The sequence below is a fragment of the Streptomyces sp. NBC_01260 genome, assembly GCF_036226405.1.
Taxonomy (GTDB): domain Bacteria; phylum Actinomycetota; class Actinomycetes; order Streptomycetales; family Streptomycetaceae; genus Streptomyces; species Streptomyces laculatispora.
Genome location: NZ_CP108464.1, coordinates 940,008 through 956,344, shown reverse-complemented (window position 1 = coordinate 956,344; position 16,337 = coordinate 940,008). Strand labels below are relative to the sequence as shown.

Annotated in this window: 15 protein-coding genes; 8 read left to right on the top strand and 7 right to left on the bottom strand. The window is 70.2% G+C overall.

The features are described 5' to 3' along the window. The first annotated feature begins 311 nt into the window (after positions 1-311). Positions 312-710, top strand: coding sequence for a (2Fe-2S) ferredoxin domain-containing protein (locus OG322_RS04355; protein WP_123463983.1), 399 nt, complete (start codon positions 312-314; stop codon positions 708-710). Positions 711-766: 56 nt separating this feature from the next. On the opposite strand, the gene OG322_RS04350 is transcribed toward OG322_RS04355, so the two are convergent. After that, positions 767-1,258: an NUDIX hydrolase gene (locus OG322_RS04350; protein ID WP_329306062.1), complete on the bottom strand. Its 492-nt coding sequence runs from the start codon at positions 1,256-1,258 to the stop codon at positions 767-769. Between the two features lie 142 nt (positions 1,259-1,400). Here OG322_RS04350 and OG322_RS04345 point away from each other — a divergent pair, with 142 nt between their 5' ends. Beyond that, complete coding sequence (locus OG322_RS04345; protein WP_123463987.1) at positions 1,401-2,516, top strand: glycerate kinase; 1,116 nt, start codon at positions 1,401-1,403, stop codon at positions 2,514-2,516. 109 nt (positions 2,517-2,625) lie between these two features. Here the strand turns inward: OG322_RS04345 and OG322_RS04340 are convergent, their stop codons facing one another. Continuing rightward, positions 2,626-3,390, bottom strand: a complete 765-nt coding sequence (locus tag OG322_RS04340; RefSeq protein WP_329306061.1) for a PucR family transcriptional regulator — start codon at positions 3,388-3,390, stop codon at positions 2,626-2,628. Between the two features lie 327 nt (positions 3,391-3,717). On the opposite strand from OG322_RS04340, the gene OG322_RS04335 reads away from it, so the two are divergent. The 5 genes from OG322_RS04335 to OG322_RS04315 are packed head-to-tail and all read left to right on the top strand — an operon-like array spanning position 3,718 to position 8,572. Beyond that, complete coding sequence (locus tag OG322_RS04335) at positions 3,718-4,515, top strand: ABC transporter ATP-binding protein (protein WP_329306060.1); 798 nt, start codon at positions 3,718-3,720, stop codon at positions 4,513-4,515. Further along, positions 4,512-5,315: an ABC transporter ATP-binding protein gene (locus tag OG322_RS04330; protein WP_329306059.1), complete on the top strand. Its 804-nt coding sequence runs from the start codon at positions 4,512-4,514 to the stop codon at positions 5,313-5,315. Before OG322_RS04335 ends, OG322_RS04330 begins: the two co-directional genes overlap by 4 nt. Next, positions 5,312-6,202 (top strand): branched-chain amino acid ABC transporter permease, encoded by an 891-nt coding sequence (locus OG322_RS04325; RefSeq protein WP_329306058.1) that lies wholly within the window; start codon positions 5,312-5,314, stop codon positions 6,200-6,202. The genes OG322_RS04330 and OG322_RS04325 overlap by 4 nt, the downstream gene beginning before the upstream one ends. Next, positions 6,195-7,331: a branched-chain amino acid ABC transporter permease gene (locus tag OG322_RS04320; RefSeq protein ID WP_329306057.1), complete on the top strand. Its 1,137-nt coding sequence runs from the start codon at positions 6,195-6,197 to the stop codon at positions 7,329-7,331. Before OG322_RS04325 ends, OG322_RS04320 begins: the two co-directional genes overlap by 8 nt. Further along, positions 7,328-8,572 (top strand): ABC transporter substrate-binding protein, encoded by a 1,245-nt coding sequence (locus OG322_RS04315; RefSeq protein ID WP_124285625.1) that lies wholly within the window; start codon positions 7,328-7,330, stop codon positions 8,570-8,572. The genes OG322_RS04320 and OG322_RS04315 overlap by 4 nt, the downstream gene beginning before the upstream one ends. 79 nt (positions 8,573-8,651) lie before the next feature. On the opposite strand, the gene OG322_RS04310 is transcribed toward OG322_RS04315, so the two are convergent. Then, positions 8,652-11,003, bottom strand: a complete 2,352-nt coding sequence (locus tag OG322_RS04310) for a discoidin domain-containing protein (RefSeq protein ID WP_329306056.1) — start codon at positions 11,001-11,003, stop codon at positions 8,652-8,654. 967 nt (positions 11,004-11,970) lie between these two features. On the opposite strand from OG322_RS04310, the gene OG322_RS04305 reads away from it, so the two are divergent. Beyond that, entirely contained in the window at positions 11,971-12,702 is a 732-nt protein-coding gene (locus OG322_RS04305; RefSeq protein WP_329306055.1) for a S1 family peptidase, read from the top strand. A 228-nt stretch (positions 12,703-12,930) separates the two neighbouring features. Here OG322_RS04305 and pssA read toward each other — a convergent pair whose 3' ends face one another. The 4 genes from pssA to OG322_RS04285 all read right to left on the bottom strand — a co-directional run bounded on the left by pssA (position 12,931) and on the right by OG322_RS04285 (position 16,336). Then, on the bottom strand, positions 12,931-13,749 hold the full coding sequence (pssA, locus tag OG322_RS04300; protein WP_185095561.1) for a CDP-diacylglycerol--serine O-phosphatidyltransferase: 819 nt from the start codon (positions 13,747-13,749) through the stop codon (positions 12,931-12,933). 22 nt (positions 13,750-13,771) lie between these two features. Next, positions 13,772-14,419 carry a phosphatidylserine decarboxylase gene (locus OG322_RS04295; protein WP_024489890.1) on the bottom strand — a complete coding sequence of 216 codons (648 nt, stop codon included), beginning with the start codon at positions 14,417-14,419 and terminating at the stop codon, positions 13,772-13,774. A 181-nt stretch (positions 14,420-14,600) separates the two neighbouring features. Continuing rightward, the gene (locus tag OG322_RS04290; RefSeq protein WP_123464007.1) at positions 14,601-15,806 is read right to left on the bottom strand and encodes an acyl-CoA dehydrogenase family protein; all 1,206 of its coding nucleotides are present in this window, start codon (positions 15,804-15,806) and stop codon (positions 14,601-14,603) included. A gap of 2 nt (positions 15,807-15,808) precedes the next feature. Continuing rightward, positions 15,809-16,336: a MaoC family dehydratase gene (locus tag OG322_RS04285; protein WP_123464009.1), complete on the bottom strand. Its 528-nt coding sequence runs from the start codon at positions 16,334-16,336 to the stop codon at positions 15,809-15,811. Position 16,337: the final 1 nt, after the last annotated feature.

Genomic DNA, 16,337 nt, shown 5'->3' with positions numbered 1-16,337 from the left:
GCCCCGGGTCTTCCGCGAAGTGCCACTCGGGCTTTTCGGAGGACCACTCGGCCCGGCATGACGGCGGCACCCGCGGGAGGCGGGTGTGTCATACCTGACCGAAGGTCTCGCCCGCCCGTGATGATCCACGAACCCGGCCACCGGGAACCCGGAGGTTCCAGTGTGTCGACGACCGGTTTGCAGGGCTACTCCCCTTCGCAGCCATCAACACTACCGCACGGGCAACGGGGGAACTCGCTCGGTCGAGCCGGTGGTGGGCCCCGGTACAGTCCCACGGTGATCATCCACGTCCCGCTCCGGAACCTGCCCGTATGAGCCGCCGCGACCGCAGGGCCGCCGCCCCGCCCCGGCCCACAGTCAGCGTCTGCCGCGGCTGCTGCTGCGGGACCCCGAAGATCGCGGGCGTGGACCACGCGGGGCTGCTCGCCGCGGTGCGCGGCTCGCTCGACGGGATCGCGACGGTCCGGGTCGTGGACTGCCTGGACGCCTGCGACCAGGCAGATGTCGTGGTCGTCCAGCCGTCCGCCGACGGACGCCGGGCCGGTGGCCGGCCGGTCTGGCTCGGCCTGGTGAACGACGCCGAGGCGATCGCCGACATCGCCGGCTGGGTAGCGGGGGGCGGCCCGGGACTCGTGGACCCGCCGGGGATTCTGGACCTGTACGAGTTCCGCCCCTCCCGGCGGGCGCGGCAGGAGCCGGCGGAGGACTGAGGCCTCTCGTCCGGCCCACGCACGGGCCCCGTTCCCCGGCCACCTCGCCCCTCACCTCAGGCGACGGGCAGACCGTCCTCCAGCTCCGCCGCCCCCGCGCCCGAATCCAGGACGTCCAGCGCCGCCTGCACCCGCAGCCCGAGCCTTTCGGGCAGATGGCTGCCGAGCTCCGCCCGGTCGACCAGCTTCCACGACAGCAGCTCGTCCTCCTGGACGCGCACCGCCTTCAGCTGCTCCTCGTCGAGCACGCCGCCGTCGTAGACATAGGCGACGATCGGTGGCCGTGCGGTGCCCCGCGCCCAGTCGACCGCGAGCAGGCGGCCCGGCGCCACGTCGAGACCGATCTCCTCGGCCGACTCGCGCCGGGCCGCCTGACGGGGTGTCTCGCCCGCGGCCGACTCGATCGTGCCGCCGGGCAGGGCCCAGTCGTCCCGGTAATTCGGCTCGACGAGCAGCATCCGTCCCTCCGCGTCGCGGAAGATGCAGGCCGCGCCCGCGAGCACCTTGGGGAGTCCAGCGATATACGTGGCGTAGTCGTTGTTGGTCACGCGAGCAGCCTAGGCCGCGTCCCGCGTCGCAGGTCCAGGGCACGGACACCCATGGGCAGGGAGCGGGTGGTCCGGATAGGGTCGGGGCGGCGCGACTGCCTGTTCGAAAGCAAAGGGAATCAAGGTGACGGACGGAGCAGTGATGAAGACCGCACGCGTGCTCGTCGCGGCGGACAAGTTCAAGGGCTCGCTCACGGCCGTACAGGTCGCGGAGCGGGTCACGGCCGGGCTGCGGCGCATCGCCCCCGAGGTGCGGGTCGAGACCCTGCCCGTGGCGGACGGCGGCGACGGCACGGTGGCGGCGGCGGTGGCCGCCGGGTTCGAGCGCCGCGAGGCGCGGGTGACCGGGCCGCTGGGGGAGCCGGTGACGGCGGCGTACGCCCTGCGCGGCACCACAGCGGTGGTGGAGATGGCCGAGGCCTCGGGCCTCCAGCATCTGCCCGAGGGAGTGTTCGCCCCGCTCACCGCGACCACGTACGGCTCGGGCGAACTGCTGCTCGCCGCGCTCGAAGCGGGCGCGCGGACCCTGGTGTTCGGGGTCGGCGGCAGTGCGACCACGGACGGCGGAGCGGGGATGCTGGCCGCCCTCGGCGCGCGGTTCCTGGATGCCGACGGCAAGCCGGTGGGCCCGGGCGGCGGCGGGCTCGCCGCCCTCGCCTCGGCCGATCTGTCCGGGCTCGACCCGCGGCTCGCCGGGATCGACCTGATCCTCGCGAGCGATGTCGACAACCCGCTGACCGGGCCGAAGGGCGCGCCGGAGGTGTACGGGCGCCAGAAGGGCGCGACCGAGGAGGACATCGCGGCCCTCGACGCGGCGCTCGCCCACTACGCGTCCGTGCTGGGGCCGGACCACGCGGAACTGCCCGGGGCGGGGGCGGCGGGCGGTATCGGGTACGGGGCGCTGGTCGCCCTCGGTGCGCGGTTCCGGCCGGGGATCGACGTGATGCTCGACGTTCTCGGCTTCGCTCCCGCGCTGGCCCGCGCCACGCTGGTGATCACCGGTGAGGGCTCGCTCGACGAGCAGACCCTGCACGGCAAGGCTCCGGCGGGGGTCGCCGCGGCGGCCCGTGCGGCGGGCATCGAGGTCGTCGCGGTCTGCGGCCGTCTCGCGCTGGCGCCCGAGGCGCTCGGCCGGGCCGGGATCCGCCGTGCGTACGCGCTCACCGAACTGGAGCCGGATCCGGCGGTGTGCATGGCCGAGGCGGGGCCGCTGCTGGAGCGGGCGGCGGAGTCCATCGCCCGGGACTTCCTGCGCTGACCTGACGGGGACGGGAGCGCACCGGCGGGTGGCGCTCCCGTCCCCGCCCCTCCCGAACCGGGGCCTCGCCCCGCCCCCCGTGCCTCGAACGCCGACGGGGCTGAGCCGGTCAAGCCCCTGCGGCGACCGAGGAGCGGGGATCGGGGGGCACAGCCCCCAGCGGCAGCAACCGCACCGCGTCCAGCGCCAGCGCCACCTCCACCAGTTCCCGCGGCCGCGGCAACGAGCGTGACGTCAGCTCCTCCAGCCGCCGCAGCCGGTTCAGCACCGTGTTCCGGTGGCAGCGCAGCCGGACCGCCGCCCGCGCCGCCGACCCCCCGCACTCCAGCCACGCGTCCAGCGTCGACACCAGCAGGGCCCGGTCCGCCGGATCGCGGGCCAGCAGGGGGCCGAAGACGTCCGCGGCCAGGTAGGCCGACACCGCGGGCCGGCCGGCCACCAGGGCCGCCGGGACCCTGCCGTCCAGGCAGACGACGTCCTCCCCGGCGGGGCCGCACGCCAGCAGTGCCGCATCGGCCAGCCGGCGGGCCGTGCCCAGACCCGCCAGGCCCGCCACGGCCGGGCTGACACCACCCGGCCCCGGACCCAGGTCCGCCAGAAGCGTGACGACCGCGGCCGGATCCGCCTCACCCAGCGCGACCACCGCGATCTCCCGGTCCGGCCGGGCCCGCCAGAGAAACCGGAGCCCGTGCGCGCCCGCTGTCCGGGGCGTGGGGCAGGGACGCCCCCGGAGCGGCAGCACGGCCACCGCGTACCGGCCCGCCTCCGGCAGCCCCAGCACCGCGGCGGCCAGCGCGGGCAGGCCCGGCCCGGTGTCGTCGTCCAGCAGCGCGTCGAGCAGCGCCCACCCCCGCTCCTCCCCGCTCTGCCGCATGGCCGCTCCGTTCCTCGCACGCCGCCGCGGACCGCGTCCGCGCCCGGTCCGTCCGCCGGGCCGCCGACGTGAGGATGCCACCGGACCGGACGGGAGGCGACAGCCGGCGGCCCGCCTCTGTGCGCGTGCACAAGCGGCGGTCTCCCGCACTGGTCATCCGCAGCGTCTCGGCCGCACGCCGTGGACGGGCGGCCCGCCCGCTGCTGGTCTGTGGCCCCACGGCGCAGGAGGCGGCCACCGCCGAAACAGCGGTCGCGGCCGCGGCGCCGGCCGGTCCGGCGAATCGCGCCGGCCCGGTTCGACGACAAGGCGGAAGGAGGAGGACGCATGGCAACGCTGGAGATCCGCGGACTGTCCGTGGGCTACGGCCCCGTACGCTCCCTGCGCGACGTCTCCCTCGATGTGCCGGCGGGCGCGATCACCGCCGTGCTCGGCGGCAACGGGGCCGGGAAGACCACACTGCTGCGGGCCGTCTCGCGGACCCTCGGCTTCCACCGCGGTACGGGCACGGGAACCGTCCGCTTCGACGACCACCGGCTGGACGGGCTGCGCCCCGCCCAGGTGGTGGCCGCGGGAGTGGTCCAGGTCCCCGAGGGACGACAGGTGTTCGCCCGGATGACGGTGACCGACAATCTGCGGGCGGGCGCTCTCGGGGCCCGCGGCGGCCGCAAGGCGTCGGCCGGCGCCCTGACCCGCGTACACGAGCTGTTCCCGGTACTGGCCCAGCGCGCACACCAGCGAGCCGGGCTGCTCTCCGGCGGCGAGCAGCAGATGCTGGCCATGGGCCGCGCCCTGATGGCCCGGCCCCGGCTGCTGCTGCTCGACGAGCCGTCGCTCGGCCTGGCCCCGCTGATGGCGGCGAGGATCGCCGAGACGGTGCGTGAGATCAACGCGGCGGGCACCTCCGTCCTGCTCGTCGAGCAGAACGCGGCGATCGCCCTGCGGCTCGCCTCGACGGCGTACGTGCTGGAGGTCGGCGAGGTCACCCTGGCGGGGCCGGCCGACGAGCTCGCCGCATCCGACGAGGTGCGCCGGCGCTACCTGGGCGTCGTCGACGAGACGGCCGCCGCGGACGCGGACCGGGCCGCCGGCATCGCACGCACCCTCAGCCGGTGGTCCGCATGAGGACCGCCCGCGAGGCCGCACCGCTCGCGACCGCCCCGGCCGCACTCGCCGTCCGCGACATCACCGTCCGCTTCGCCGGACTCACCGCCCTGGACGGCGTCTCCTTCACCGTGGAGCCCGGCAGCGTGCACGCCGTCATCGGCCCCAACGGGGCCGGGAAGTCCACCTGCTTCAACGTGCTCTCCGGGGTGTACCGGGCCGCCGCCGGAAGCGTCCGCCTCGGGACGGCGGAGCTCACCGGACTCGCCCCGCACCGGATCGCCGCCCTCGGTGTCGCCCGGACCTTCCAGAACCTCGCGCTGCCCCCGCACGCCACCGTCGCGGACAGCCTGCTGCTCGGCCGCCACCGGCTCACCCGCGCCGGGTTCCTCGCGAGCGGACTGCGCCTGCCGTCCGCTGCCCGCGAGGCCCGGCGACATCTCGAACGGGTCCGCGAGATCGCCGAATTCATCGGACTGGAGAAGGAGCTGGAGCGGCCCGCCGGGGCGCTCCCGTACGGGCAGCAGAAGCTCGTCGAGCTCGGCCGCGCACTGTGCATGGAGCCCCAGATCCTCCTCCTGGACGAGCCCGTCGCAGGAATGACCGCCGACGAGCGGCAGCGCACCGCGGCGGTCGTGGCCGGCGTGCGGGACGGCCTCGGCATATCGATCGTCCTCGTCGAACACGACATGGGAGTGGTGATGCGGCTCGCGGACGCCGTGACCGTACTCGACTTCGGACGCAGGATCGCGGGCGGCACCCCCGCCGAGATCCAGAACGATCCGGCCGTCGTCCAGGCCTACTTGGGGGCACCGGAATGACCACTTTCATCGAACTCCTCCTCGGCGGGCTCTCCATCGGCTCGGTCTACGCCCTGATCGCGCTCGGCTTCGTCGTCATCTTCAAGGCCACCGAGGTCGTCAACTTCGCCCATGCCTCCCTGCTGCTCGCGGGCGGCTACGTCACCGCCGTGCTCCACGACGACATCGGCTTCTGGCCCGCGCTCGCCGTCGGAATCGCGGGCGCGGCCGTCGTCGGAGCGGCCGTCGAGTTCCTGGTGATGCGCCGCTACCGGGGCAGCGACCACAGTGTGCTGGCCATCGTCACCATCGGTGTCGACATCCTCCTCACCACCGAACTCACCCGCCGCATGGGCACAGAGGTGCTCCCGCTCGGCGACCCCTGGGGCGACCGGGTCGTCACCGTCGGCGATATCACCCTCGCCCAGACCAGGGTCGCGGCCTTCGTCGCCGCCGCCCTCCTCATCACCGTGTTCCTGCTCGCCTTCCGCTTCACCTCCTGGGGGGTGTCGATGCGGGCCGCCGCCGAGAACCCGCAGACCGCCGCCCTGATGGGGATCAAACTCGGCCGGGTCTCGCTCGCCGCCTGGGCGGTGGCCGGAGCACTCGCCGCCGTGGCCGCCCTCTTCCTCACGGTGTTCCCCACACCCGGCCTGGAACGGGTCACCTCACTGGCCGCCCTCAAGGCGTTCCCCGCCGCGATCCTCGGCGGACTCGACTCCACGACCGGGGCCCTGGTCGGCGGGCTGATCGTCGGAGTCACCGAGTCGCTCGCCACCGGCTACCAGAGCGACCTCTCCTTCCTGGGCCGCGGCATCGGAGACCTCGCCCCCTACCTGGTGATGGTGATCGTGCTGCTCCTGCGGCCCGCCGGACTCTTCGGTACGAAGGAGCTCGCCCGTGTCTGATACCACGACCACCACGGCCGGGACCGTGCCCCGTGCACCGGGCACCGGCCTCACCGCGCGGCTGCGCAGTCCCCGTACCTGCCTCTGGGCCGTCGGCTCGGTGCTCCTGCTCGCGTTCCCGTTCTACCTCGACCGCTTCTGGCTGCAGGCCGGGCTCTTCGCGATGGCCGCCGCCATCGGCGCCATCGGACTCAACCTGCTCACCGGAGCCACCGGCCAGCTCTCCATGGGACACGCCTTCTTCCTCGCGGTGGGCGCGTACGGATACTGCGTCCTGGCCGGGGAGAGCAGTACGTCGAAGGGGCACGAACTCACCGGACTCGGCCTGCCCAGCTGGCTCGCCGCCGTACTCGCCGTACTCCTGACCGGGGTCGCGGGCGGACTGTTCAGCCCCATCGCCGGCCGGCTGCGCGGCGCCTACCTCGGCATCGCCACCCTGGCCCTCATCTTCATCGGCCAGCATGTGCTGTTCAACGCCGGCTCCCTCACCGGCGGCTTCAACGGCCGCGCCGTCCCGTCCCTCTCGCTGTTCGGCCTCGACTTCGACGACACCGAGGTCGTGGTGGCGGCGGTGCCCTTCCAGTCCGCCGAGAAGCTCTGGTACGCGGCGCTGCTCGCCCTGCTCCTCAGCGGACTGTTCGCCCGCGGTGTGCTGCGCGGCAGGCCCGGCCGGGCGCTCAACGCCATCCGCGACCACCGCATCGCGGCAGGCGTGATGGGGGTGCCGGTGGCCCGCTACCGGGCCGGTGTCTTCGTCCTGTCCTCGATGTACGCCGGACTCGCGGGTGTACTGCTCGCGCTGGTCTTCCAGCGGACGGTGCCCGAGTACTTCGGCATGGTCCTGTCCCTCGAATACCTCGCCATGATCGTCATCGGCGGGCTCGGCACCGTGGCGGGGGCGGTCGTGGGCGCCGCCTTCGTCTCGCTGCTGCCGCAGGTGCTCACCCACTACAGCGATTCCCTGCCCCTGGTCTCCGCCCCCGGTACGGGCGGTCTGGCACCGGGTGAGGCCTCGCGCTACCTGTACGGCGCCGCGGTGGTCGCGGCTGTCCTGTTCCTGCCCGGCGGCCTGACACGGCTCCTGCCCGGCGGCCCGACACGTTCGAAGAACTCAGGGGAGAAGAAATGAAACTGCGTGTGCTCGGGGCCGTGTGCGCGGCCCTCACCCTCACTCTCGTGGGCTGCAGCGAGAAGGCGAACACCTCCGACGGGGGCGTCAAGGACAAGGGCGGGGTGAAGACCGGCGAGGGCGTCACCGACTCGGTGATCTCCCTCGGTGCCCTCACCGACATGACCGGTGTCTACGCCTCCCTCGGCAAGAGCGTCACCCAGGCCCAGCAGCTGTGGGTCAAGCAGACCAACGCCGCCGGCGGCATCTGCGAGCGGAAGATCGCGCTCACCGTCCGCGACCACGGCTACGACCCCCAGAAGGCCATCGCCGGCTACACGGAGCTGGAGCCGAAGGTGCTGGGCTTCGTCCAGTTCATCGGCTCGCCGTTCGTCGCGGCGGTCGAGCAGCGGATCGACGGTCAGGACAAGGGACTCGTCCTGCCGCAGGCCTGGTCGGCGAATCTGCTCGGCAGCAAGTACGTCCGCGTCATCGGTGCCACGTACGACGTCGAGACCGTCAACGCGATCGACTACCTGCTCGCCGAGAAGCGCATCGCCAAGGGGGACAGGATCGGGCATGTCTACTTCGAGGGCGACTACGGCGAGAACGCCCTGGCCGGTTCGACGTACGCGGCGAAGGAGGCGGGGCTCACCGTCGTCGAGCAGAAGATCAAGCCCACCGACAACGACATGACCGCCCAGGTCGCGGCGCTCAAGCAGGCAGGGGTCAAGGCCGTCGTGGTCAGCGCGGGCCCGCGCCAGGCGGCCTCGCTGGTCGGCGTCGCCGCCGCCACCGGATTCAAGGTCCCCGTCGTCGGCAACAACTCCGCCTTCGCCCCCCAACTGCTGAAGACCCAGGCGGGACCGGCGCTGCTCAAGGACTACTACGTCGCCGCCTCCACCCTGCCGATCGGCGACCCGGGCGCGGGCCCGGCCAAGCTCTCCAAGGAGTACGGCGCCGAGTACCCGAAGGACGGCCTCGACAACGGCGTCATCGCCGGATACACGGCGGCGACGCTGTACGGCGAGGCGCTGAAGAAGGCCTGCGCCGCGAAGGACCTCACCCGTGCGGGCATCGACAAGGCGCTGCTGACCATCACGGACTTCGGGAGCGACTTCGGGATGTCGCACAACTTCTCGGACCCGGCGGCGCCCTCCACCCGGGAGAGCGTGATCATGAAGCCGGACGCCAAGACCCCCGGCGGCCTGAAGGTGGTCAGGCCGGCGGAGGCGGCAGCGAAGTCCTACCCGCTGAAGTAGCAGAAGCAGCAAGAGCAGCAGGACCGGCCGCCGGACCGACGCGCTCAGCGCGTCCGTCCGGCGGCCGGCCGGGTCCAGGTCAGCTGGTGTACGCCTCCATTTCGGAGAGCTGCGCCGCCGGCCACCCGGTGTTGCCGGTGAACGTCAGCCGCAGATAGCGGGCCGATGTGCCGGGCAGGGTGACGGTCGCCTTGTTGCCGCTCGACGGATCGAAGGTGTAACCCGCGGATCCCTTGAGCGAGTTGAACGTGTTGTTGTCGGTGCTGCCCGACACGCTCAGGGTCTGCGTGCGGGTGGACCAGGCGGCTGCCGGCGGCAGCTTCAGGACCACCCGCTTGACGGCCTTGGCCGCGCCGAGATCGACGGTGATCGTCTGCGGGAAGGCATGGTTGGTGCTCTCCCAGTAGGTGTTCGCGTTCCCGTCCACCGCGTTGGACGCGCTGTACACGTCCGCGTGGCCCGACTCGGTCACCGGACGGCCCTGGGCGAGGTTTCCCGGGTCGGTGGGCGGGTCGGTGGGGGGATCGGTCGGCGGGTCGGTGGGACCGCTGCCGCCCTGCGGCACACCGCCGTTGGTCCACACCGGGTCCGGCCAGTTGCCGGTGCAGGCCGGCGGGTCGGCGTACCAGCCGGAGTTGCCGGCGCCCCGGGTGATCTGGAAGCCGCTGCCGACGCAGTTGTGGATCGGGTTGGACTGCGCGATGTGGGTGGCCACGACGTTGGTGAAGGTCGCCGTGCCCGGCGACTGGACCTGGAGCGCGTAGGTACCGGCGCCGTCGATCTTGATGTTGTCGAAGTGCAGCCCGTTGGTCGCGCCCTCGATGAGGTGGATCGCGGCGTACGAGCTGTCGAGTATCTCCGTGTCGGAGATGTTGATGGTGGCGTTGATGGGCTCGTTGAGCCCGCTGAACCAGATCGCGCCGACGCCGAAGCGCCAGTTGAAGTCGTTGTTCCCGGTTCGGATCAGGGTGTTGCGGGCCGCTGTTGTGGTGCCTGAAACGGCTGTGCCCTGACCGGAGTTGACGCCCGGGTAGCGGTTGGCGACATGCAGCCCGCCACCGTTGGTGATGGTGTCCGACATGACGTTGTCGGAGATCGTGATGTCCTTGCCGCCGTACGTCACGATGTTGTTGGCGAGGATCGGCAGCACCACGGTGTTGAACGTGAACTTGTTCTTCACGTTCGGGACGTTCTCCGCCCACATCGCCAGACCGTCGTCACCGGAGTTGCGGACGAAGGTGTTGGTGACCGTGGAGTTGGTGACGCCGTAGTGGAAGTTCACGCCGTCGGCGGTCTGGTCCAGGATGCGGCTGTTCCTGATGGTGAAGTTGTCCATCGGGCCGTCCATCCAGGCACCGCACTTGGTGTGCTGCATCCAGACGTTGTCGACGGTGGAGTTCGACAGCGCACCGCCGATGGCGTTGACCTGATCGTCGTCCACCCGCTCCTGGATGTCGCCGATGATGGCGAAGTCCTTGAGCGTGACGTTGCTGCTTCCCCCGTTCGCGGCGTACTTGCCGTAGACACCGACGGCCTTGCTCCGGTTGGAGGGATCGCGCCCGGTCAGCACGGAGTACCAGGGACCGGCACCGCGCAGCGTCACCTTGTCCACGACGATGTGGTCGCGGACCTGGAAGGTGCCCTGCGGGATGTAGACCTCCTTGCCCTGTGCCTTCCCCGCGTCCACGGCAGCCTGGATCCTGGCGGTCGAGTCCGCTGCCCCGGTCGGGTCGGCGCCGAAGTCGGAGACGACGTCGAGCGCGCCCGAGGGCTTGGCGGTCGGCGCGGCCACCTGTTCGAAGTCCGCCAGGTCGATGGTGAACGACGGTGACGCGGAGGTGGAGGAGACCCGCAGCCGGACCTTCGTACCGGCCGCGAGGGTCGACCCGAACATGGTCCGGGCCTCGTCGTAGAAGTGGTGCGGATTGGTGTCGCCCGGATTGTTGTTGAAGGGATAGCCGCCGTAGTACCAGCCGTACTTGGAGGTGACCGGCACCGCCTTCGGCGATGCGCCGTTCACCAGCACGTCGATCGAGGCGTCCCGGCCCGATCCGGCGGCGCTGTCCGGCAGCGAGTAGCGGAAGGACATCGCGTTCGCCGGTGCGGTGAGCGTGAACTCCACGTACTCGCCGACGGCATCCAGCGTTACGGCCTGCCGGCCCGAGGCCTCGGAGGGCAGCGTGCCGTACAGCCGGTTCGGGCCGATCAGTGTGCCGTTGGTGGCCGCGTACTCGGCTTCCTGTTCCTTGAACGGAACGGTCGCCCCGCGACCGGGAACCGCCATGGGGGAAGGGGCGGGTACCCCCGCCGCCTGGGCGGGGGGAGCGCTGGACATGACCACGGCGGCAGCGGTGCCGAACGCGGCGAGGGCCAGCGAGAGAGAGGCGGATATGGAGCGTCTGAGCAACTGGCGTCTGGGAGGTGGGGTCACGTAACAGTCGTCCTTGCGGCTCGTGGGGGCTCTTCGGACGCCCCACAGGCTAGGAGCAGTACCGCAAGGACGTCTATGCTGATGCGCAAAATTCTGCTTGAGACACTCAAATTTATGACTCAAACTGGTGAAGAATGCGTGATGTGGGGTGCTTGATCGCCTACGGGGGTGAGACGTGCCGGGCTCCGGTGGGTCCCCGTGTGCCGACAGGCTGTGCGCACAAAGGGGTACGGCCGGGTCGGCCACCTGATCTACGGGTGTTGTGCAAAAACTTGCATTCATACGTAAAAAACGGCTGTCTCCGAGGGGGTGAGGTGGCTCGGCGGCCGGGGAAACCCGGACATCGCAATCACCCGCACCGGAGACGTGCGAAGCCCCCGAGGCCGGCCACCGTCGCCGAGACATTTGGTCGGCGGCCCGTACCGGGCGGGGGTGGAACCGGGGGAAGAAACAGACACCCTTCTCCTCCGTCTGCGACACGACGAAGCCGAGGATGCCCCAGGAAGTGCGGCCGCCCATGATGCCGGCGAACCGGTCACCGGCGCACAGGAAGAACAGCATCGTCAAGGTGCCGAGCACGCCCCCGCGGCATGAATGGGCCCCGGATGCCGGGAGCATCCGGCCCTGCGCATTTGATGTGCCGCCGCAATGGGGAATGCTGCTCGGCCTCATGTTCGGAAACGGATGCAACGGCCTTGTTCCGTGGGCCGCACCCACCGCCACGTTCTCCCCGGGGGCGCGGCGGCAGGCCGGCAGGAGTGGCGATGGCGCCACCGATCGAACGGAAAGGATCTCCCATTGCCTTGAGCAGCTGACCTGCCATTGAATATCCCCTGCTCAGCGCCTGTCCGGCGGATCGGGGACCGGGCCGCTCGTTCGTATCATTCGGCCTGTTCGGAACTTTCCGGCCCGGCGGGGTATCTGACCACAAGTACGGACCGTGCCCCGACCGGAGGAGCTGTTCAAAATGCTGCGTCGCGTTCGTGTATTGCTGTTGACCGCCTTACTGGTGGTGACGGGCTCGGTGATTTCGTCCGCCCCTGCCTCTGCCGTTATCGGTGGATCGAAGAGCACGTACGGCCCGTGGGCGGTGCGCATGCTCGTCGACGGCACCCCTGCGTGCACCGGGACGGCGGTCGCCCGCCAGTGGATCATCACCGCCTCGCACTGCTTCTTCGAGCAGGGGGAGCCGATCGCCGACAAACGGATCTCGTTCCGGGTCGGCAGCCTCGACATGCGGAAGGGCACCACGGTTCGCCCGGTGCCCCGCGGCCGGGTGGGAAGCGCGCGGGCCGACATGATGCTCATCAAGGTTCCGCCGATGAAGGTCCGCACGGCTCGCCTGGCCACAGCCGGTGTCCACCCCGGCCGGACCGTGCGGCAGTACGGGTGGGGCGCCACCTGCGCCGGGGACGAGAACACCTGCCAGTCGCCGGTGCTCAAGCAGTCGGTCCTGCGGGTCCTGCGGCCTGACGACCCCCGGTGCGAGGGCTACACCGTGCCGGACGGCTCGGACTTCTGCATGGCGAAGGTGTCCGGGATTCCCGCCGGCGGCGACTCCGGGGGCCCGGTGATGAGCATCGCCCCACGCGGCACCGAAACCCTCCTCGGCGTCTTCGACGGCTCCGACCGGGAGAAGACCGCGGGGGCCGGCGAGATCGCCCGGCAACTCACCTGGATTCGCTCGGTCATCAGGTGACAGACCGGGCGGAACGTGGACCCGGCGTCTGTCCGACAGGGCGCGTTCGAGAGCACAACTGCCTTTCCGGGGACGACCGCTGAGGGCGGGAGCCGGGCACGCGCAGGGCTCCCGCCCGAGCGGAACGCGGGACGGTCGTGGAACGCCGGCGCGTGCCCTCCCGGGACACGCACGAGGGCCCGGATGCTGGGGAGCATCCGGGCCCTCGTGCATGACGTGCGTGAGCCGTTACGGCAGCTGCGCCGCCCGTGCCTCGCGCCGGTTGTCGCGGAAGGTGTTCACCCGGCGGGCGGTCGCGAAGAGCGGGATGACCGCTCCCAGGACCACCTGGAGCGCACAGCCGGTCTGGAGCAGCAGCTGACCGCCGGGAGCGTCGAACGCCCAAGCGGCCAGGAGCCCCATCGCGGCCACGATCCAGCCGAGCATCGCCACCGCGAGGACACCCCGCGGCTTGGGGTACTCGACCCGGCTGACCATCAGCCACGCCACTCCGACGATCGCGAGCAGCGTCGGCACGAAGGGCAGCTCCAGGAGCACGATCGAGATGACCGTGAGCGCTCCGAAGGGGCTCGGCATGCCCTGGAACATGCCGTCCTTCAAGGTCACACAGGAGAATCGCGCAAGCCTGAGCACCACAGCCAGCAGCACGACGATCGCCGCGAGGGCCGAGACCCGCTGGTGCGCGTCGTCCGCGACCATGCCGTACACGAGGACGAAGTACGCCGGGGCGAGCCCGAAGCTGACGAGGTCCGAGAGGTTGTCCAGCTCGGCGCCCATCGGCGAGGAGCGCAGCTTGCGGGCCACGAGTCCGTCGAACAGGTCGAAGATCGCGGCCATGAGCATCAGGATCACGGCGGTGGCCGCGGAGTGCCGGGCCATGCCGCTCTCGTCGCTGCCGGTGAGGTGCGGGATGAGGATGCCCGTGGTGGTGAAGTACACCGCCATGAAACCGCACGTGGCGTTACCGAGAGTGAGGGTGTCCGCTATCGACAGCCGCATCGAGAGCGGCATGTCCTCGGTGTCGTCCTCGGTGTCCGCCTCGGGCACCCAGCCTGCCTGTGTCTCAGGATCAATCACGGTCAATTCGAGTCACCCCCGCGGTGGTGGCCTGGCCGACCTCGACCGCGACATCGATACCTTCCGGAAGGTAGATGTCGACCCGGGAGCCGAACCGGATCAGGCCGATCCGCTCGCCCTGGTCCACCTTCGTGCCCTGCGGGACGTACGGGACGATGCGGCGGGCGACGGCGCCCGCGATCTGCACCATCTCGATGTCGCCGAGCTCGGTGTCGAAGTGCCAGACAACCCGCTCGTTGTTCTCGCTCTCCTTGTTGAACGCCGGAACGAAGCCACCGGGGATGTGCTCGACCGATGTCACCGTGCCAGCCAGTGGCGCGCGGTTGACGTGGACGTTCAGCGGGCTCATGAAGATCGCGACGCGGGTGCGTCCGTCCTTCCACGGCATGATGCTCTGCACCACGCCGTCGGCCGGTGAGATGACGCGGCCCTGGGTGATCTCGCGCTCGGGGTCGCGGAAGAACCACAGCATGCCCGCCGCGAGCGCGGTGGTGGGCACGGCCACGGCCGCCCAGCGCCCGGACCTGCGGGCCCGGGACAGGCTGAGTGCGGCGGTGGCGACGGTCGGGAGGAGCCACGGCGAAGCTCCGCGTGCAAGGCGGACCCCGCCGCGTGGTGCAGAGGTATGGCTGTCGGGCATGGATGACCTTCGTAGCGGATGATGCCGCGCTGGCAACGGGGGACGGCGGCTTTTCCGGCGATGTTATCGGTTGCGGACCGCAACTGGGCAAGCCAGCAGCCGAGTCGGACGTCTGGAAGGCACCGGATGAGGATGACAGGGTGTGATCTTCTTCGCGGTTAAATCACCGCGAATGGGGCAATCAACCCTGGAACCGGTACTCCTCGAGGAGTCGGCGCCCGATGATCATTTTCTGGATCTCGGCGGTACCTTCACCGATCAGCAGCATCGGGGCCTCCCGGTAGAGGCGCTCGATCTCGTACTCCTTGGAGAAGCCGTAACCGCCGTGGATCCGGAAGGCGTCCTCGACGACTTCCTTGCAGTACTCGGAGGCGAGGTACTTCGCCATCCCTGCCTCCAGGTCGTTTCGCTCCCCGGAGTCCTTTTTGCGCGCTGCGTTTACCATCATCGCATGAGCGGCCTCGACCTTGGTGGCCATTTCGGCCAGCTTGAACTGGATCGCCTGGTGCTGGGCGATCGGCTTTCCGAAGGTGTGGCGCTGCTGTGCGTAGGAAACGCCCAGCTCGAAGGCACGCTGTGCGACGCCGCAGCCACGTGCAGCGACATTTACCCGGCCGACCTCCACTCCGTCCATCATTTGGTAAAACCCTCGGCCGGTGGTGCCGCCGAGTACACGATTGGCTGGAATACGTAGCCCGTCCATGATGAGCTCGGTCGTGTCGACGCCCTTGTAGCCCATTTTGTCGATCTTCCCGGGGATCGTGAGGCCGGGCCGGACCTCGCCGAATCCGGGCTCCTTCTCCACCAGGAACGTCGTCATCGACTTGTGCGGCGGTGTGCCCTCGGGGTGGCCTTCGTCACTCCGGCACAGGACGGCGACGAGAGTGGACGTGCCGCCGTTCGTCAGCCACATCTTCTGGCCGTTCAGTACGTACTCGTCGCCCTCCCTGACGCCCTTGGAGCTGATCGCCGCGACGTCGGAGCCCAGGGCCGGCTCGGACATCGAGAACGCGCCGCGCACCTCGCCCAGCGCCATCCGGGGCAGGAACGTGTCCTTCTGCTCCTGTGTGCCGTGCTGCTTGAGCATGTACGCCACGATGAAGTGCGTGTTGATGATCCCGGACACGCTCATCCAGCCGCGGGCGATCTCCTCCACGCACAGGGCGTACGTGAGCAGGGACTCACCCAGCCCGCCGTATTCCTCGGGAATCATCAGTCCGAAAAGTCCGAGTTCCTTGAGGCCCTCGACGATTTCGGCCGGGTACTCGTCCCGGTGCTCCAGCTGGGTCGCGACCGGAATGATCTCCTTGTCGACGAAATTCCGGACCGTGGAGAGGATTTCCTGCTGGACATCGTTGAGGCCGGCAGTCTGGGCGAGTCGGGCCATGGCTACTTCTCCACGTTCTTCTGCGAAGGCTGCTTCGGCTCCGGGCGGCCGGGCTGTTCCCCGCCCCGCTCCTTGATGTACGTCTCTGTGGGGACCATCACCTTGCGACGGAACACGCAGACCAGCGTGCCGTCCTGCTTGTGTCCACGGGTCTCCACATAAACGATTCCGCGGTCGCTCTTTGACTTCGACGGAGTCTTGTCCAGGACCGTCGTCTCGCCATACAGCGTGTCGCCGTGGAAGGTCGGCGCGACATGCTTCAACGACTCGACCTCCAGGTTGGCGATCGCCTTTCCGGAGACGTCCGGCACCGACATGCCGAGCAGCAGCGAGTAGATGTAGTTGCCGACGACAACGTTCTTACCGAAATCGGTCGTCTTCTCCGCGTAGTTGCTGTCCATGTGCAGCGGGTGATGATTCATGGTCAACAGGCAGAAGAGGTGGTCGTCGTATTCGGTGACGGTCTTTCCGGGCCAGTGCTTGTAGACCGCACCGATCTCGAATTCCTCGTAGGTGCGTCCGAACTGCATA